This window comes from Pandoraea thiooxydans, from assembly GCF_001931675.1.
Classification (GTDB): Bacteria; Pseudomonadota; Gammaproteobacteria; order Burkholderiales; family Burkholderiaceae; genus Pandoraea; species Pandoraea thiooxydans.
The window spans coordinates 3,238,056-3,255,885 of record NZ_CP014839.1 but is presented as its reverse complement, the minus strand read 5'-3'; the positions used below and the strand labels follow the sequence as shown (position 1 = coordinate 3,255,885).

Below are 17,830 nucleotides of genomic sequence, written 5' to 3'. Positions count from 1 at the left end.
TGCGGGCACCGGCCCGCTGCATTTTCCTGTTCTCGCGAGGGTGTCGCCGATCGATTTCTGAATGGTCGGGTCATGCCGCGCCCCGATGCCCAGGATCACAGGCATTGGCGGCGCCGCAGGCGCGTCGCCGCGAACCGTTATATGCTGTCGGGGTTGTCCATGCGGGCACGACCCGTGGCGCGGGACCGTATTTGCGCCGCAGCGGGTGCGTCTGCCGTCCGAATCAGTCACCGACCGCCAGGAACAGAACATCATGAAGGCAATGCTGCGGCCCGACGTTTCCATCGAATTTCTGCACCACCGCCAGCAGGGATCATTGCCCGACTGGCTCGGCTTGCAGATTACCGAACTTGCCGAAGGCCGCCTGAGCGCCAGGATGCAGGTACGGCCCGAGCTGCTGGCGCCCAACGGCTATTTGCACGCGGCCAGCGTGATCGGTCTGGCCGACTCCAGTTGCGGTTACGCCTGTCTGGCGCATTTGCCGCCGGAGGCAAAGAATTTCACCACCATCGAGCTGAAAAGCAATTTTCTGGGCACCTGCACGCAGGGCTGGCTGCAGTCCGAGGCCGTGGCCGTGCATTTGGGGCGCAGCACGCAAATCTGGGATGCCACGGTGCGCGATCCGGACGGTCGGACGATTGCGCTGTTTCGCTGCACTCAAATGGTGCTTTACTAGCACGCTCAGCAGGGTGCCCGGCACCCGCCAACGTATATTTTTCCCGACTGTCCTTTTTTACATCATGCAAACATGCTTTACGCCCGAAGCGCCGGCGCCGGCCGGCCATTACAGTCAGGCCATCGTTGCCAACGGCTTCGTATTCGTTGCCGGCCAATTGCCCTTCGTTCCCGGGCAAGGGCGCAACCCGCCGCAGGGCGCCACCGCCCAGACCCGGCAGGTGATGGTCAACGTTGAGCAGATTTTGCGCGCGGCCGGCTCGTCGCTGGAGCGCATCGTCAATGTCACGGTGTATTTGACCGACATGGGTCACTGGCCCGAGGTCAATCTCGCTTACGCGCAGGTCATGGGGGAGCACAAGCCGGCGCGCACGGTAACGGTATCGCCGCAGTTGGCGCCCGGCTGCCTGCTGGAAGTACAGGTGACGGCGCTGGCCTAGCGTCCCGAGCGCCCCCCCGGCGCGCCGGGGGGCAGCGGTATCCGGGGCACAGGCTGCGCTATGATCGTTGACTCGATGAGTAGCTGAAGGAAGTGCAATGCGTATTCTGATATTGGGCGCAGGCGGCACGGGCGGATATTTTGGCGGGCGCCTGGCGCAGGCGGGCGCGGACGTGACGTTTCTGGTGCGACCCGGGCGGGCTGCCGAACTCGCCGCCCACGGGCTGGTGATCAAGAGTGCACGCGGCGATTTGCAGATGCCGGTGCAGTACACCACGGCCGACGGGCTTGCGCCGGTCGATCTGGTTTTGCTCAGTTGCAAGGCTTACGATCTGGACAGTGCGATCGAGGCGATTGCGCCGGCGGTGGGGCCGGACACGGCCGTCCTGCCGATTCTCAACGGCTTGCGTCACTATGATCGGCTCGATGCGGCGTTCGGCCGCGATCGGGTGCTGGGCGGGCTGTGTCTGATCAGCGTGGTCAAGGGCCCGGAGGGCGAAATTCGTCATCTCAGCGACTTTCACACGCTGGTATTCGGCGAGCGCGACGCGCAGACGCCCGCGGCCCGCTGCCTGGCGATCGCCGAGCGTTTTGCCGGGGCCAATTTCGAGACACGCCAGAGCGATGACGTGATGCAGGACGTGTGGGAAAAATACGTGTTTCTCACCGCGCTGGCGGCTTCGACCTGCCTGATGCGCGCCAGCATCGGCGCGATCATGGCAACCGACGAGGGCCGCTGGATGATGGAGACGATCTATGCCGAATGCGAGGCGGTGGCAGGCGCCGGCGGCTATGTAATGCGCGAGGCGGCGCGCAAGGCCGCGCTGAAGACGCTCACCGCGCCAGGCTCGCCGATGACCGCGTCGATGCTGCGGGATCTCGAAGCGGGCTACCGCATCGAGGGCGAGCACATCGTCGGCGACATGATCCGCCGCGGCCAGCTCGCGGGCGTCGAGATGCCGGTGCTGCGCGTGGCCTGGTGTCACCTGCAGGCCTACCTGGCGCGCCGCGACAGTGCCGCTTGAGACCCGCCGGCCAGCGCCCGTGAGGCGTTGCTGTTTACTCTGAGGAATCCGACCTAATCCGCGTTAAGATAGCCGGGAATCTGTTTTGTGCTGCGCGGGGATCCCATGTCCGGAAAATGGCTGCGGTCGTTGATGTTGCTGCTTCTTTGCGGCGGCGTGGCGATACTGGCGCGCGGACAAAGCGTCATGTCGGTGCGCCGGCCGGACGGTCGCCAGGCCAGGCTGGCCGTCTATACGCCGGCCAGCGGGGGCGCCTGTGCGCCGCTGGCGGTGCTCTCGCCCGGAAGCGGCGATGACCGCGGCGGCCTGACTTATCTGGCCGCTGCCGTGCAGCGGCACGGCTGGCGCGCAGTGATGCTGCTGCACCGCGAGCGTGATCCGGAATCACTGCGCGACCGTTTGCGTAACGGGCGCTTTCGGCACGATTTGTTTTCGTCGTCGACCGCCCCGGGCGATTACCGCGATCGCCTTGAGGATTTATCCGCGGCATTGTCCTGGGCTCACGCGCGGTGTCGCGCGCCAGTGGCGGTGCTGATCGGCCATGCGATGGGAGCCGTGACGGCAATGCTCGAGGCCGGCGCCGGAAATCGGCTCGGACTCGAGGGGCGTGATCGTTTCGACGCTTATGTCGCCCTTTCGCCGGAAGGGCGCGGACCGATATTTCCTGCCGATGCCTGGCGCAATTTGAGCAAACCCCTGTTGCTGCTGACCGGCACGCTCGACGATGCCCCGAATGGTTCGTGGCGAGTGCGCGCGCAACCGTTTGCCGATTTGCCTGCCGGTTGCCATTGGTTGGGCGTGATCGATCGCGCCACTCACATGAATCTGGCCGGCTTCGGCTATGGTAACGGAGCGATCGAGAAAATCATCGTGCCGACCGTCGACGCGTTTCTCGATGACGTGCGCGCACACCGCTGTGCCGCGTTGCCGAACCAACCCGGATTGCATCTGTCTCGCCAATAGATGACCTCCGGGCAGCCCGGCGCGCAAGTTACGCATTGTTACTGCGGGATTTCCCTGAGACGCGTAAAATCGCCGCTTTGGCGCAATTTTTTTCGTCGCCGATCGTAATAAGAGCAATACATGCTGATGACACTTCTGCTGGCCATGAATCCGTTCAGGCGGATACCTGGCGCGGTCAAACGCGCGCATGACAGAGGCCGACTGGTATTTTTCGCAGCCGGGGCCGTGCTGGCGCTGGCAGGTGGTTTCGGTCAGTCGAGCGCCCACGCATTCAGTTTCAGCGATGTCGCCTGGCGTGCCCAGAAGATGGCGGCTACCCCTTACAAGGCACAGCCTTCCAATCTGCCCAAGGCGCTGCGCGATCTCAGTTACCAGCAGTACCGCGAGATCCGCCTCAAGCCGCAATACACTTATTGGCGGGGCGCCAAGCTGCCCTTCGAGCTCGGCTTTTTTCATGAGGGCTCGTACTACGATCACCCCGTCCACATCAATGAAGTCGATGATGGGCGGGTGCTGCCGATTCGGTTCAATCCCGATATGTTCGATTACGGCCCGAACAAGCTCGATCCGAAGCAGATGAGCAAGCTCGGCTTTGCCGGGTTTCGCGTGCACTACGCGCTGAATACGCCCAAGTACAAGGACGAGGTGCTGGTGTTTCTCGGCGCGAGTTATTTTCGGGCGGTCGGCAAGGGACAGGTCTATGGCCTGTCGTCGCGGGGACTGGCGATCGATACGGCACTCAGTTCCGGTGAGGAGTTTCCGCGTTTCGTCGACTTTTGGATCGTGCGTCCGGCGCCTGGCGCGAAAGAGCTAACGATTTACGCATTGCTCGACTCCCCGAGCGTGACCGGTGCCTACCGCTTTATCCTGCGGCCGGGCACGCACACCGAGATGGACGTCAAGGCGCGTATTTTCATGCGTGGGAATGTCAGCAAGCTTGGCATCGCGCCGCTGACCAGTATGTACCTCTACGGAGAGAATCAGCCGGCCGCGGTGCCCAGTATCCGGCCGGAGGTGCATGATTCAGACGGTTTGTCGATTCACTCCGGCACCGGCGAGTGGATCTGGCGGCCGCTTGTCAATCCCAAGCGGCTGCTGGTGTCTTCGTATGCCTTGACCAATCCGGCGGGTTTTGGCCTGATGCAGCGTGACCGGCATTTTTCCAGTTACGAGGACCTGGATAACCGCTACGATCTGCGCCCGAGCGCCTGGGTCGAGCCGCGCGGCAAGTGGGGCGCGGGACGGGTCGAGCTGGTGCAGATTCCGACGCCGGACGAGACCAATGACAATATCGTCGCCTATTGGGTACCGGATAGGTCGCCTCACCCCAAGCAGCCGTACGACTTCGAGTATCGCCTGCTGTGGGGAAAAGATGATGCCGAGCGCCCGCAGACCTCATGGGTCATGCAAACGCGGCGCGCACAGGGCACGCAAGGCAAGCCCGACGGCAGTATTTTGTTTGCCCTGGATTTCGAGGGCCCGGCACTCAAGAAGCTTCCGGCCGACGCCAAAGTGGAAGGTAGTGTTTCGGCTGACGGCAATGGCAAAATTCTCGAGGCATCTACGCAGCATAACGATGTGACGGGAGGCTGGCGGCTGTTGTTGCGCATGCGCCGCCTCGACAATGAAAAACCTGTCGAGCTGCGCGCTTATTTGCACAGTGCAAACACTACTTTGTCCGAAACGTGGAGCTACCTGTTACCCCCAGAATAAACCGCCGCGAGGATGTCCCGGCGAGCGAGCGCTATGCCGATCAGCTACCGCTGAGCGATGACGAGCGCCAGGCATTGCTGGCGCAGGTGGGCGGGCGCGAAGACGGCGATGCTCAGGCGTTGTTGCGCCTGCATCGGGCCTTGGCCGGGGACGCGTCGCAGGTGTCGGACGAGCCTGCCTATGGATCGGTGTTCAAGCGGCTCGAGCTGGCCTACGGAGCCCCGCAAGCGGACACGGCGCCGGTGATCGCCGAACATGGCCGTGGCGGTGGCGTGCAGATCGTCAGTGCGCCGACGGTGGCGCGTACGCCCATTGGCCCGCACCCGTGGTCGCTCAACCCGCTGTCACGCTGGCTCGGCGGCCTGTTCGGCGGGCGCGCTCGCGCGCCGGCCCCTGACTCTCCCGACCCGCGGGGCCGCTGGCGGCATGCCGGCCGCGTCCGGCGCATGATGCTGCTGGTCCTGACGCTGGCGCAAACGGCGCTGGCCACCCACTTCATGAGCACCGTGCTGCCCTATCAGGGGCGCGATCCGCTGGAGATCGTCGCGCTGATTCTGTTCGCAATATTGTTTTGCTGGGTATCAGCCGGTTTCTGGACGGCCATCATGGGGTTTTTCGTACTGCTGTTCGGCCGTGACCGCTACGTCATTTCACGCACGGCGGTCGGTCAGGAGCCGCTTGCCGAGGGCGCGCGAACCGCGGTGGTCATGCCGATCTGCAATGAGAACGTGCCGCGCGTGTTTGCGGGCCTGCGGGCGACTTACGAATCGTTGGCCAAAACGGATGATCTGGCGGCCTTCGATTTCTTCGTGCTCAGCGACAGCAACGATCCCGACGTATGCGTGGCCGAGACCGATGCATGGCTGTCGCTGTGCCGTGCGGTCGACGGCTTCGGCCGCATCTTCTATCGCCGGCGGCAGCGCCGGGTCAAGCGCAAGAGCGGCAATATCGACGACTTTTGCCGGCGCTGGGGCGGCAACTATCGCTACATGATCGTGCTCGACGCCGACAGCATCATGAGCGGCGAGTGCCTTGGCAAGCTGGCGCGCATGATGGAGGCCAACCCGGGCGCCGGCATTATTCAGACCGCGCCGCTCGCGGCGGGCCGCGAAACTTTTTACGCGCGACTGCAGCAGTTTGCTTCGCGCGTCTATGGCCCGCTGTTCACAGCGGGGCTGCATTACTGGCAACTGGGCGAGTCGCACTACTGGGGCCATAACGCGATCATTCGCCTGGCGCCGTTCATGAAGCATTGCGCGCTGGCACCGTTGCCGGGCAGCGGGGTGCTGACCGGCGAGATCCTGTCGCACGATTTCGTCGAAGCCGCTTTGATGCGGCGCGCCGGCTGGGGGGTCTGGATTGCCTACGATTTGCAGGGCAGCTACGAGGAAATGCCGCCCAATCTGCTCGATGAACTCAAGCGGGATCGACGCTGGTGTCAGGGCAATCTGATGAATTTTCGGCTGTTTCTGGCCGAGCGCATTCATGGCGTGCACCGCGCCGTTTTCGTCACCGGTGTCATGGCGTATCTGTCGTCGCCGCTATGGTTTTTGTTTCTGCTGCTCTCCACCGTGATGCTGGCCAAGCACACGCTGGTGGCACCGCAGTACTTCGTCGCGCCGCGCCAGTTGTTCCCGTTGTGGCCGCAATGGCATCCCGAGCGTGCCATCGCGCTGTTCAGCGCGACTGCGACGCTTTTGTTTCTGCCCAAGATCTTGAGTGTCATCCTGCTGTGGTTCAAGGACGCGACGCGCTTTGGCGGCGTTTTCATCCTGACGCTGGGCCTGGCTATCGAAATGTTGCTGTCCGCCTTGCTGGCGCCGATACGCATGCTGTTCCATACGCAGTTCGTGGTGGCGGCTTTCACCGGCTGGTCGATCCAATGGAAGTCACCCCCGCGCGAGGACGCCGAAACGACCTGGGGCGAGGCGTTACGCCGGCATGGGTGGCATTCGCTGCTGGGCATCGTTTGGGCCGCCGGTGTCTACTGGCTCAATCCGGCCTACCTGCTCTGGCTGTTGCCGATCGTAGGCGCGCTGGCGCTGTCGGTGCCGCTGTCGGTATTCTCGAGCCGGGTGTCGCTGGGCCAGCGGTTGCGTCGCATGCGCCTGTTTCTGATCCCGGAGGAGTCTTGGCCGCCGAAGGAATTGCGCTGGGCGCAGAAGTATGCCGAGATGGCTCCCGCGGGGCCGGATTTCGTCAAAGCCGTGGTCGATCCGGTGGCCAACGCGGTCGCGTGCGCGAGCGCCAGGCTGCGCCCGGCGCGCTGCAACGACTCGACGCGGCGCGCTCAATGGGTGCGCGAGGCGTTGGCTAACGGGCCGGAGGTCTTGCCCGACAAACAGAAAAGCCAGTTGTTGAGCGACCCGTTGGCCTTGTCCGCGCTGCATCTGGCGGTGTGGACGCAAGCCGACGCTCACCCGGGCTGGCGTGCCGCCCTGTCGGGCGGGCTGCAGCAAGGTTATCTGCGCTCTTCCCTCTAGATTGGCGCCCAGAAGGCGGCTGCCCCTTGGCGGCCCAGCGAGTCAAGCGAAAGTCTAGCGGCTGGGCAGGTAGCGCAACGGATCGAGCGGCTTGCCCTGCTGGCGCAACTCGAAATGCAGCTGGACGCGCTGGCTGTCGGTATTGCCCATTTCCGCGATTTGCTGGCCCTGGGCGACATACTGCCCCTCCTTGACCAGGATGACCCGGTTGTGGGCATAGGCTGTCAGGAAGCCGCCGCTGTGCTTGAGCATGACCAGATTGCCGTAGCCGCGCAGGCCGTTGCCGGCATAGACGACCTTGCCGGCGGCCGCTGCGACCACTGGCTGGCCGAGTTGCCCGCCGATATCGATTCCCTTGTTGCTGGTGCCGTTGAAGCGCGCAATGACGGGGCCTTGGGCCGGCCAGCGCAGCGCAATGCTGCTTGCCGGCGCCGAGGTATTGTCACTGGCTGCCGCCGGCGCCACGGTTTGAGTGCTGACGGCCCCGCTGGCGCCGACCGGCGGCGCTACGCGCAGCACCTGGCCCACGTCGATTCGGTTGGGGTTGGAGAGATTGTTCCAGCGCGTCAGGTTTGTGACGCTCTGACGATAGGTTTGCGCGATCTTGCCGAGCGTGTCGCCGGAGCGGACGCGGTAATAGCCGTCACCGACCGGGCCGCCGGAGGGAGCTGATGCGCAAGCGGCAAGCAAAGCCGGAAGCAGCAGCAATGTGAGTCGCCGGCGGGCGCGTGAAAGAGGGGCTCGAGTGTGCAAGGGAGCTGCGCTGATCATCCTGTCTGTGGCGGGTTCGCGAATCCGGTTGGGGTTCGCGGTGGTTGGCAAAAGTGGGGATTGTAAATGCAAGCGGCGCGGGGTGCCGCGACGACACTGAAAAAACCGTCGGGCGCACGGGCAGTGCTGGCGGGGCGGTAAATAAATTGTTTGACACGATTTTAAATCCGGCGTATAAAGGCCCACGCAGATTGTCAAGTGCGAAGTTGTTGCTCATTGTTGTTCTCCAGCATTCGCCGGTACTTCAGTTCTTCATTTCCTCCCCTTGATTTTCGTGCGTTCGCGGGATGGTTTTCATCTCGATTGTTTGATTTTTATCTTTTGGAAAGAAACATGGATACTGGTATCGTCAAATGGTTCAACGACGCTAAAGGCTTCGGCTTCATCACCCCTGATGCAGGCGGCGAAGATCTGTTTGCTCATTTTTCGGAAATCAAGACCGAAGGCTTCAAGTCGCTGCAAGAAAACCAGCGCGTGTCGTTCGAAGTTAAGACCGGCCCGAAGGGCAAGCAAGCCGCCAACATCAAGCCGCTCTAAGCATCGCTGAACGCGGCGTTGTGTCCGAAGGGGCGCGGCGCCCGTAAAACGATACGGATGGCGGGTGGACAGCAATTCAAAGCTGTCCGCCCGCCATTTTTTTTCGGTATTTTCCCTCGGTATTTATTCTGTACCGCAGAGGGTCCGCGGCGTATCATGAACCTTGCGTGAACAGCCACCGGGACATTGGCGAGGTGCATCAACCGAATTCTGAATCGGCGGCTGGGTTCGCGTGGATCGCATCCTCCACGAGATGGCGGTGCGTCCGACAAGGAGAAGGTTATGGTCTCAAACGGCTCTGTGCTCGACGCACTGCGCCACGTGCAGCTGCGTAAGGTTCCCTGGTATAAACGCTCGACGCTTTTCGATTATCTGCGCTCGCTCGGCCTGATCGAGTCGACACGCAGCGACTACGAAGTCAGCGGTGTTCGCTATCCGCTGGTCATCGCTCTATTGACCAAGGCCGGGCAGAACGAGATTCGGCGTCTGGCCAGTCTGGAACAGGTCGCCGACTGGGAGAGCATCCGGCTCGAACATTACAACCATCCTCACGTTCATTGACGAACTGCGCTACGATACCGGTCTTGATCGAGGCGGTCGCGCGGGTGTGCCAGCCGTCTTCGGTTCGTACTTGTTCCGGGTGACACATGAGCTTGCAGACGTGGTGGTTATATGTTGTGACGGTTTTCCTCATTTCCGCTACGCCAGGGCCCAACATGCTGCTGGTGATGACGCACGGCGCGCGGCATGGCCTGCGACCGTCGGTCGCCACGATGGCCGGGTGCATGAGTGCGTTGCTGCTGATGATGTCGATCTCCGCGGCCGGACTCGGCGCGGTACTCAAAACGTGGCCGGTCGTGTTCGACACGCTTCGCTACCTGGGTGCTGCCTACCTCGTTTATCTCGGCATCAAGAGTTGGCGTGCGCCGGTGAGCAAAGTGGCCGAGGAAACCGCTGAAGTATTGATCAAGGCCACGCGCCGCTCGCTGTTCAAGAGCGGCTTTCTGGTGGCCAGCAGCAACCCCAAGGCGATTCTCTTCGCCGCGGCTTTCCTGCCGCAGTTCATCGACCCTGCCGCGCCCAAGCTGCCGCAATTCGCGATTTTGCTCGCAACCTTCGCAGTGATCGAAGTGAGTTGGTACACGGTCTATGCGACGAGCGGACTGCGTGTTGCGCCGTATCTCAGGCAGACACGCGTGTTGAAGGCTTTCAACCGGCTCAGCGGCGGTGTTTTCATGGGATTCGGCGCTTTGATGGCTGCGGTCCATCGCTAACCCGCCTTTCGTCCCGTCCGGCTGCACCGGCTGCAGCCCCATCAAGTGAGCGCTATGGTGGCGGGCTCATTTTCTGAATTGCCTATAGGGCCAGACGGGCCCAACCGGGCTTGGCAAACGCGTCGCTGAGGAAGTCGACCAGCACCCGCGCCTTGGCCGTCAGATGCTTGCGAGTCGGGTAGACCGCGTAGATGTCGATGCCGGCGGCGCTATAGTCCGGGAACAATCGGATCAACTCTCCCTCGCGCAGGCTTTGCGCCACCAGAAAGTCGGGCTGAAGGATGATACCCGCGCCGGCGCGGGCCACCGCCAGGCACGTGTCGCCGTTATTCGCGTAGAAGCGTGGCCGCGTCTTGACTGACACGGAGCCATCCGGCCCCTTGAACCGCCACTCATCCTTGTGCGACGCATAGCTGTAGCTGATCGTTTGATGCGAGACCAGCTCGGCGGGGTGGGCGGGCGTGCCGTGCGCGGCCAGGTAAGCGGGAGAGGCGCAGGCGATGACCTCCGTATGGGCCAGCTTGCGGTGAACCAGCGAAGAGTCGGGCAGGCGGGCGATGCGGATGCCCAGGTCGTAACCTTCCTCGACGATATTCACCAATCGGTCCGACAGTTCGATATCGAGCGTAATGTCGGGATACTCATGCATGAAGACCGGCCATAGCGGCGCCAGATGCCGCACGCCGAACGCCAGCGGTGCGTTGATGCGCAGCAGGCCGGCCGGCTTGACCGTGTGCGCGCCGGCCAGCGTGTCGGCTTGATCGAGTTCCGCCAGAATTTGCCGGCATCGCTCGAAATATTCCTGCCCCGATTCGGTCAGCGACAGCTTGCGCGTCGTACGCTGCAACAGCCGCGTGCCGAGTCGCGCCTCGAGATCGGCCACGTGGCGCGAGACGGCCGTCTTGGAGGCGTCGACGATCTCTGCAGCCCTGATGAAGCTGCCGGCTTCGACGACGGCGATGAAGCATTCGATCTCGCGTAATTTGTTCATCGGCGCTCGCGCGGTTTAATCGACGAGTGCCTCGATCTCGCGCAATGCCAGGGCCGCGGATCCGAACGCGAAGGCATCCATGCGCAGTACGTCGTAGGTCGTGCCGGTATCGAAATGCGCCTGCAGTGTCCAGTCGTCGCTGGCGCCCATCGCAATGAACAGCGGCAGCAGATGATCGTCGCCAGGATGCGCGCGCACCGCGTACGGCGCATGGGCCCGGTAGTCGAGCAGCGCGGGCAGATCGCCCGCCGCCATGCGCTCGGCGAACCATTGTGCGAATTCGTCGACATAGCGCGCGCCGGGCATCCGGTCCTGCTGAACGCGCAGCTCGCGCAGATTATGGGTGAACGAGCCGGAGCCGATCACCAGCACACCGTCGCGTGCCAGCGGCGACAGGGCTTGCCCGACCCGGTAGTGGTAATCGGGAGCTTGATGCGGCTGCAAGGAGAGTTGCGTTACGGGGACGTCGGCCTCGGGGAACAGGTACCGCAGCGGCACCCAGGCGCCATGATCGAGCCCGCGTTGCGGATCGATGGTCGCGGCAATGCCGGCCTCCCGCAGCGCGTCGACAGTGCGGTGGGCCAACGCGGGCGAGCCCTGGGCCGGATAGTCGAGCCGATAGAGTTCACGCGGGAAGCCGCTGAAATCGTGCATGACTGTCGGCGTGATCAGGCTGCCCACACTCGGCTGCGGCGTCGCCCAGTGGGGCGAGATCAGCAGAATGGCCTCCGGGCGCGGCAAGCGCTGGCCGAGCAGGCTCAGCAGTGCGCCGGTGCGGCCCGGCTCGATCGCCAGGGTCGGCGCGCCGTGCGAGACGAATAGTGTAGGCAGGGGTGACATGCGCAACTCTCCGGAATACATCGAATGGATTGAGGACGAGCGGGCGTGAGCCCGCCCAGGGTCAGCGCTTCTTGATCGCGTAAGCGCCGTCACCCAACAGGAACAGCACGATCAGCGCGACCATCCAGAATGCCGGATACTCCCAGCCGCCGCCCTTGTTCGTGAAAAGCCAGCCGTTGGCGCCATGCACCATGATAATCGCGCCGAGTAAATCCGCCGCGAGCGGAATCGCGAAATATGAAGCGTAGTAGCCGATGATCAATGCAATGCCGCCCACGACTTCCAGCACTATCACAGGATAGGCCATGGCGCCCGGCAAACCAATCGAATGAAAAAAGCCCACGGTCCCGGGCAGGGTAAAGACAAAAATTTTCAGGCCGGCATGCGCCAGAAACATAATACCCAGACTCACGCGTAGCAGCAGCGCGGCGTAGGGCGCGGTTTTTTGTTGAATCACGGTTTCTCCTGACAGAATGAAAGATGGGTAGACACGCGGGGCGGCTACGCCGCTTTGAAGTCCCGGGTTTTCCTGCGATCATTCTAGGTGGGTCCGGGGAGTGAATAAATCGGGCTAAATGAAATTAATTATCCCGTAATTCGGGTCAATAGAGCGATTCGAGCAACACCGGCGGGTCGCAGATGAAGCCATCCGGGCGGAGGACGAATGGAGCAGATCGATTGCGTGGTGATCGGTGCTGGCGTGGTGGGCTTGGCGACGGCGCGCGCGCTGGCGGCGCAAGGGCGCGAGGTGGTCGTGCTGGAGGCCGAAACCGGGATCGGCATGGGCAGCAGCTCGCGCAACAGCGAGGTCATTCACGCGGGGATCTACTATCCGCAGGGTTCTCTCAAGGCGCGCCTGTGCGTCGCGGGAAAAGGGATGCTGTATGCCTTCTGCGAGGAGCGCGGCATTGCCCACCGGCGTTGCGGCAAACTGATCGTCGCGACACGGCAAGCGCAGTGCGCGGCGCTGCAGGAGATTCGGCAGCACGCCGAGGCCAACGGCGTGGACGACCTGCGCACGCTCACGGGCGCCGAGGCCCGACGCCTCGAACCGGACTTGTCGTGCGAAGCCGCGCTGCTCTCGCCCAGCACCGGCATTATCGATAGCCATGCTTACCTTTTGACGTTGCAGGGCGATGCCGAGGCGCGCGGCGCTCTGTTTGCGTTTGGCTCCCCGGTGCTCGGCGTCGAGCTCACCGCCGATGGCCTGGTGTTGGAGGTCGGGGGCGCACAACCGAGCACCTGGTTGGCCCGCACGGTGGTCAATTGCGCGGGCCTAGCGGCACCCGCCCTGGCCGCGGCGATTCGTGGTTTGCCGGCATCCCATGTGCCGCGCGCTTACTACGCCAAGGGCAACTATTTTGGTCTGAGCGGGCTGGCCCCCTTTTCCCGCCTGATTTATCCGGTCCCGGAGCCCGGCGGGCTGGGTGTGCATCTGACGCTCGATCTGGGCGGTCGAGCCCGCTTCGGTCCCGACGTCGAATGGGTGACGACGATCGACTACCGCGTCGATCCCGCCCGCGCGGAGCGCTTTTACGACGCGATTCGGGCGTATTGGCCGGCCCTCGAAGACGGCGCGCTGCATGCAGACTACGCGGGTATCCGCCCGAAGATCGCCGGGCCCGGAGAGTCAGCCGCGGATTTTCGCATCGAAGGACCGCAGGTTCACGGCGTGAAGGGGCTCGTCAATCTTTTCGGTATCGAGTCGCCGGGGTTGACTGCTGCGCTGGCCATTGCCGATCATGTGGCAGCGATCGGGCACGAGTGAGTGTGACACTGGCTTTGCTGGCAAGGGAGGGCGAGGCACTGCGCGGGCGGTTGCTCTCGACGCCAGCAAAACAGGCAGAGAAAAGCAAGCGCGCGATCGATGTACGCAGCAGGAGATGTCACCCGGAGATCATGCGTGACCGGCAGACGGCCGCCAAAGCAAAAAGCCCACCGAGCGGTGGGCTTTTTGCTTGTGTTTGTTTGGCTCCCCGACCTGGGCTCGAACCAGGGACCTGCGGATTAACAGTCCGTCGCTCTACCGACTGAGCTATCGGGGATCAAAAGAGAAAGCGATTATAGTGGCCTTGTTGATGCCGTGTCAACAACTCGTCGGCTCAATCTGAGCGGATCAGCGCTCGAGCAGTTTGAGCTTGTCAGTGACGTCTTTCCAATCGTCTGCGTCGGGCAGCGGCGCCTTGGTCTTGGTGATGCTGGGCCAGGCCTTTGCCAGTTCGGCGTTCAGGCCGACGAACTCCTGCTGATCGCCCGGCACGTCTTCTTCGGCGTAGATCGCGTTGACCGGGCATTCCGCCACGCATACGGCGCAATCGATGCACTCGTCGGGATCGATGGCGAGGAAGTTGGGCCCTTCGCGGAAGCAGTCGACCGGGCAGACGTCAACGCAGTCGGTGTAGCGGCATTTGATGCAGTTTTCTGTGACAACGTGGGTCATCGTAATTCCTGGGAGCTCGAGCGGCTGCGGATGGCCGCGTAAAGCCAATATTGTAGCGCAGCCGTTCGGGGCGATGAACACTCGTGTGGTTTGCGGTACCATCGGCCGGGAGACGGCGCGGCGGGGCTGCCGAGCGGGTCAGGCAGGTGGGGCGGCGAACGGATTCGCCGCCCGGCGATGCGGGGCCGGGCCGATTTATTTAGCGACAACCTCCAGAGCAGGCACGACGGGGCGCCATGATTATCACTTCGCTGTTGGACACCGATCTGTACAAGTTCACCATGATGCAGGTGGTGCTGCATCACTTCCCTGCGGCCCAGGTGGAATATCGCTTCAAATGCCGCACGGAAGGCGTCGACCTGGTGCCCTACATCGACGAAATTCGCGACGAGATCCGCCAGCTATGCGGGTTGCGCTTTAGCGACTCGGAGCTCGAATACCTGCGCCAGATGCGCTTTATCAAAAGCGATTTCATCGATTTCCTCGATCTGTTTCATCTCAACGAAAAGTACCTCGAGATAACGCCGTCGCCCAAGGACAACGGCGAGATCGAGATTGTCTTTCGCGGTCCGTGGCTGCACACGATCCTGTTCGAGATTCCGGTGCTGGCGATCGTCAACGAAATATATTTCCGCAATACCCAGCGGCAGCCCGCCTATGACGAGGGGCGCGAGCGGTTGCGCGAGAAAATCGGGCTGCTTTCGGGGCGGCCGGGCTTCGAGGATTGCAAGATTGCCGATTACGGCACGCGGCGGCGCTTTTCGCGCGAGTGGCACGAGGAGGTCATCCTCACCCTCAAGCGCCAGCTCGGCGAGCAGTTCGCCGGCACCAGCAATGTGTATTACGCGCTCAAACACGGTTTGACGCCGTTGGGCACGATGGCGCATGAGTATCTGCAGGCATGCCAGGCGCTCGGCCCGCGCCTGCGCGACTCGCAGATCTTCGGGTTCGAGATGTGGGCCAAGGAGTATCGGGGCGACCTGGGGATTGCGTTGTCCGATGTGTACGGCATGAAAGCCTTTTTGCGCGATTTCGATATGTATTTCTGCAAGCTGTTCGACGGTGCGCGACATGATTCGGGCGATCCCTTTGAATGGGGCGAGCGGTTGCTGCAGCACTATCAGGACAACCGCGTGGATGCGCGCACCAAGACCATGATTTTCAGCGATGGTCTCGATATCCCAAAGGTCATTCAGCTCTACGAGCGGTTTCGCGACCGCTGCCGGCTGGCGTTCGGGGTCGGTACGAATTTGACCAACGATCTGGGCTATCAGCCGCTGCAGATCGTCATCAAGATGGTTCGCTGCAATGGGCAGCCGGTGGCCAAGCTGACTGACTCGCCAGGCAAGAACATGTGCGAGGACGAGGCTTATCTGGCCTACCTGCGGCAAGTCTTCGAGATTGCGCCGGCGCCTGCGCAATGAAGCTGGCGCCGGATTTGCCGGGGCTGTCGGGCCGTTATAATCGGGCATCAAGCCCGCGATACTTCAGGAAGAACATATGGACACTTCGGCCGCTCGCCAACGCATTCTTGCTCGCATTCGCAGCGCTCAACAGCGCCCGGCCGAGGTGACCCAGGCCGAAAGAGACGCGGCCGAGGATTATCTGCAGCGTCATCCGGAGGGCCCGCGCCCTGTGCTGCCAGCCGATCGCGTAGCCCGCTTCGTCGAGCAAGCGCAGGCGCTGTCGACGACCGTCCAGGCGATCGGCGCCATGTCCGGGGTGCCGTCGGCGGTAGCCGCCTATCTGGGCGAGTTGAACCTGCCGGCGCAGGCGATCGCGTGGAATACGCTGAGCGATCTGCCATGGCAGGCTGCGGGATGTCAGGTCGAGTTTCGCCCGCCGCGTGACGCCGATCTGGTCGGCGTCACGGGTTGCTTTTGCGCGGTCGCCGAGACCGGCGCGCTGGTGCTGGCGTCCGGCCCCGATACGTTCGCCTCGGCGGGCTTGCTGCCCGAAACGCATATCGCCATCGTGCCGGCCTCGCGCATCGTCGACGCGCACGAAGACGCCTTCAACCTGGTGCGCCACGAGCTTGGGCAATTGCCCAGAGCGCTCAATATCATCGCCGGCCCCTCACGCACTGGCGATATCGAGCAAACGATCATTCTGGGCGCGCATGGCCCTTATCGAGTGCACGTGCTGTTGGTCAATGACGTCTGAGTGCTGAGTCACGTCTGATTTGCGCGGCGGGCGGGCACTTTGCCCGGCCGTGCGGATCGAAGCGCCCCGTCATCACAAAAACCGATACAGGGACTACATGAATAAGATTGTGCTGCGAGTGTTTTTCGGACTTTTCTTATTTCTACCGGTGGCCGCTCGTGCCGCCGATTTCGATGCTGCGGGTCTGTCTGCCCTGTGGGGCATCCCCTTTGCGGGGATCCTGCTGTCAATTGCCCTGTTCCCGTTGCTCGCCCCGAAGTTCTGGCATCACCATTTCGGCAAGATTTCGGCCGTGTGGGCACTGGCGTTTCTGCTGCCGTTCGCCGCCGTCCATGGTGTGGGTGCCGCGTGGCATGGTTTGGTGCACGCGCTGATGGCCGAATACATCCCGTTCATCGTGCTGCTGGCGGCGCTTTTCACCGTCGCTGGCGGGATTTGCGTGCGCGGCAATCTGCATGGCACGCCGCGCCTGAACACCGGGCTGCTGGCACTGGGTACAGTGCTGGCCAGCATTATGGGAACCACTGGCGCGGCGATGTTGCTGATCCGTCCCTTGTTGCGGGCCAACGACAATCGCAAGCACGTCGTGCATGTCGTGGTGTTCTTCATATTTCTGGTTGCCAATGCGGGCGGCTCGCTCACGCCACTGGGCGATCCGCCGCTGTTCCTCGGATTCCTCCAAGGCGTCGACTTCTTCTGGACTGCGATTCATCTGTGGCCGGAAACGCTGTTTATCTGCGGCGTGCTCCTGGTGGTCTTCTTTTTGCTCGATAGTTACCTCTATCACACCAGGGAAGAGGAGCGGCCGGCCGCGCTCGATCCGACGCCGGACAGCCGGAGGATCTGGCTCGAGGGCAAGGTCAATTTCCTGTTGCTGGCGGCGGTCATTGCGTTGGTGCTGCTCAGCGGCGTGTGGCGGCCGGGCATCGAGTTCGATGTGTTCGGCACGCCCGCCGCGCTGCAAAATGTCGTGCGGGATCTGGGGCTGATCGTGGTGATGCTGGTGTCGCTTGCGATCACGCCGCGCAGCGCACGCGACGGCAACGATTTCAATTGGGAGCCAATCAAGGAAGTCGCCAAACTGTTCGCCGGCATCTTCCTGACGATCATCCCGGTCATCGCGATATTGCGGGCGGGTGAACACGGCGCGTTCGGTGCCGTGGTGCGTCTGGTCAGCGATGCGCAGGGGCAACCGGACAACCTGATGTATTTCTGGGCCACTGGCCTGTTGTCGTCGTTTCTCGATAACGCGCCGACCTATCTGGTGTTTTTCAACACCGCCGGCGGCGATGCGCACGCGCTGATGGGCGAGGTCATGACGCTGGCGGCAATATCGGCGGGTGCCGTTTTCATGGGGGCGAACACGTATATCGGGAACGCCCCGAATTTCATGGTCAAGGCGATCGCCGAGCAGCGCGGCGTCAGGATGCCGACGTTTTTCGGCTATATGCTATGGTCCGTAGCGATTTTGATGCCACTGTTCATCGTGACCAGCTTCCTGTTCTTTGGAGCCTGA

Annotated in this window: 18 protein-coding genes and 1 tRNA gene; 13 read left to right on the top strand and 6 right to left on the bottom strand. The window is 62.7% G+C overall.

Annotated features, from left to right (window positions below; translation table 11 throughout):
• The first annotated feature begins 253 nt into the window (after positions 1 to 253).
• The 6 genes from PATSB16_RS14870 to mdoH all read left to right on the top strand — a co-directional run bounded on the left by PATSB16_RS14870 (position 254) and on the right by mdoH (position 7,298).
• Positions 254 to 676: a PaaI family thioesterase gene (locus tag PATSB16_RS14870; RefSeq protein WP_047214875.1), complete on the top strand. Its 423-nt coding sequence runs from the start codon at positions 254 to 256 to the stop codon at positions 674 to 676.
• A 64-nt stretch (positions 677 to 740) separates the two neighbouring features.
• Positions 741 to 1,115, top strand: a complete 375-nt coding sequence (locus PATSB16_RS14865) for a RidA family protein (RefSeq protein ID WP_047214874.1) — start codon at positions 741 to 743, stop codon at positions 1,113 to 1,115.
• A gap of 97 nt (positions 1,116 to 1,212) precedes the next feature.
• On the top strand, positions 1,213 to 2,139 hold the full coding sequence (panE, locus tag PATSB16_RS14860) for a 2-dehydropantoate 2-reductase (protein ID WP_047214873.1): 927 nt from the start codon (positions 1,213 to 1,215) through the stop codon (positions 2,137 to 2,139).
• Positions 2,140 to 2,244: 105 nt separating this feature from the next.
• Positions 2,245 to 3,102, top strand: a complete 858-nt coding sequence (locus tag PATSB16_RS14855) for an alpha/beta hydrolase (RefSeq protein ID WP_047214872.1) — start codon at positions 2,245 to 2,247, stop codon at positions 3,100 to 3,102.
• A gap of 120 nt (positions 3,103 to 3,222) precedes the next feature.
• Positions 3,223 to 4,815 (top strand): glucan biosynthesis protein G, encoded by a 1,593-nt coding sequence (locus tag PATSB16_RS14850; RefSeq protein ID WP_083566798.1) that lies wholly within the window; start codon positions 3,223 to 3,225, stop codon positions 4,813 to 4,815.
• Positions 4,788 to 7,298: a glucans biosynthesis glucosyltransferase MdoH gene (mdoH, locus tag PATSB16_RS14845; protein WP_047214871.1), complete on the top strand. Its 2,511-nt coding sequence runs from the start codon at positions 4,788 to 4,790 to the stop codon at positions 7,296 to 7,298. Before PATSB16_RS14850 ends, mdoH begins: the two co-directional genes overlap by 28 nt.
• 54 nt (positions 7,299 to 7,352) lie before the next feature.
• On the opposite strand, the gene PATSB16_RS14840 is transcribed toward mdoH, so the two are convergent.
• A complete protein-coding gene (locus PATSB16_RS14840) occupies positions 7,353 to 8,069 on the bottom strand; it encodes a peptidoglycan DD-metalloendopeptidase family protein (RefSeq protein WP_047214870.1) in 717 nt (238 codons plus the stop codon).
• Positions 8,070 to 8,402: 333 nt separating this feature from the next.
• Between PATSB16_RS14840 and PATSB16_RS14835 the strand changes: the two genes are divergently transcribed.
• The 3 genes from PATSB16_RS14835 to PATSB16_RS14825 all read left to right on the top strand — a co-directional run bounded on the left by PATSB16_RS14835 (position 8,403) and on the right by PATSB16_RS14825 (position 9,880).
• Complete coding sequence (locus PATSB16_RS14835) at positions 8,403 to 8,606, top strand: cold-shock protein (protein WP_047214869.1); 204 nt, start codon at positions 8,403 to 8,405, stop codon at positions 8,604 to 8,606.
• A 282-nt stretch (positions 8,607 to 8,888) separates the two neighbouring features.
• The gene (locus tag PATSB16_RS14830) at positions 8,889 to 9,167 is read left to right on the top strand and encodes a hypothetical protein (protein ID WP_047214868.1); all 279 of its coding nucleotides are present in this window, start codon (positions 8,889 to 8,891) and stop codon (positions 9,165 to 9,167) included.
• A gap of 86 nt (positions 9,168 to 9,253) precedes the next feature.
• Positions 9,254 to 9,880 (top strand): LysE family translocator, encoded by a 627-nt coding sequence (locus PATSB16_RS14825; protein WP_047214867.1) that lies wholly within the window; start codon positions 9,254 to 9,256, stop codon positions 9,878 to 9,880.
• Between the two features lie 82 nt (positions 9,881 to 9,962).
• Here PATSB16_RS14825 and PATSB16_RS14820 read toward each other — a convergent pair whose 3' ends face one another.
• The 3 genes from PATSB16_RS14820 to PATSB16_RS14810 all read right to left on the bottom strand — a co-directional run bounded on the left by PATSB16_RS14820 (position 9,963) and on the right by PATSB16_RS14810 (position 12,168).
• Complete coding sequence (locus PATSB16_RS14820) at positions 9,963 to 10,871, bottom strand: LysR family transcriptional regulator (RefSeq protein ID WP_047214866.1); 909 nt, start codon at positions 10,869 to 10,871, stop codon at positions 9,963 to 9,965.
• 15 nt (positions 10,872 to 10,886) lie between these two features.
• Complete coding sequence (locus PATSB16_RS14815) at positions 10,887 to 11,711, bottom strand: dioxygenase family protein (protein ID WP_047214865.1); 825 nt, start codon at positions 11,709 to 11,711, stop codon at positions 10,887 to 10,889.
• A 61-nt stretch (positions 11,712 to 11,772) separates the two neighbouring features.
• Positions 11,773 to 12,168, bottom strand: coding sequence for a DoxX family protein (locus tag PATSB16_RS14810; RefSeq protein ID WP_047214864.1), 396 nt, complete (start codon positions 12,166 to 12,168; stop codon positions 11,773 to 11,775).
• A gap of 207 nt (positions 12,169 to 12,375) precedes the next feature.
• On the opposite strand from PATSB16_RS14810, the gene PATSB16_RS14805 reads away from it, so the two are divergent.
• Positions 12,376 to 13,479, top strand: a complete 1,104-nt coding sequence (locus tag PATSB16_RS14805) for an NAD(P)/FAD-dependent oxidoreductase (protein ID WP_047214863.1) — start codon at positions 12,376 to 12,378, stop codon at positions 13,477 to 13,479.
• A 201-nt stretch (positions 13,480 to 13,680) separates the two neighbouring features.
• On the opposite strand, the gene PATSB16_RS14800 is transcribed toward PATSB16_RS14805, so the two are convergent.
• Together PATSB16_RS14800 and fdxA are read right to left on the bottom strand one after the other, a co-directional pair.
• Positions 13,681 to 13,756: transfer RNA gene (locus tag PATSB16_RS14800), tRNA-Asn, on the bottom strand.
• A gap of 71 nt (positions 13,757 to 13,827) precedes the next feature.
• Entirely contained in the window at positions 13,828 to 14,151 is a 324-nt protein-coding gene (gene fdxA / locus PATSB16_RS14795; RefSeq protein ID WP_047214862.1) for a ferredoxin FdxA, read from the bottom strand.
• Between the two features lie 236 nt (positions 14,152 to 14,387).
• Here fdxA and pncB point away from each other — a divergent pair, with 236 nt between their 5' ends.
• From pncB to PATSB16_RS14780, 3 genes are all read left to right on the top strand, one after another.
• Entirely contained in the window at positions 14,388 to 15,575 is a 1,188-nt protein-coding gene (gene pncB / locus PATSB16_RS14790) for a nicotinate phosphoribosyltransferase (protein ID WP_047214861.1), read from the top strand.
• A 76-nt stretch (positions 15,576 to 15,651) separates the two neighbouring features.
• Positions 15,652 to 16,314, top strand: a complete 663-nt coding sequence (locus PATSB16_RS14785; protein WP_047214860.1) for a LutC/YkgG family protein — start codon at positions 15,652 to 15,654, stop codon at positions 16,312 to 16,314.
• 97 nt (positions 16,315 to 16,411) lie between these two features.
• A complete protein-coding gene (locus PATSB16_RS14780) occupies positions 16,412 to 17,830 on the top strand; it encodes a sodium:proton antiporter (protein ID WP_047214859.1) in 1,419 nt (472 codons plus the stop codon).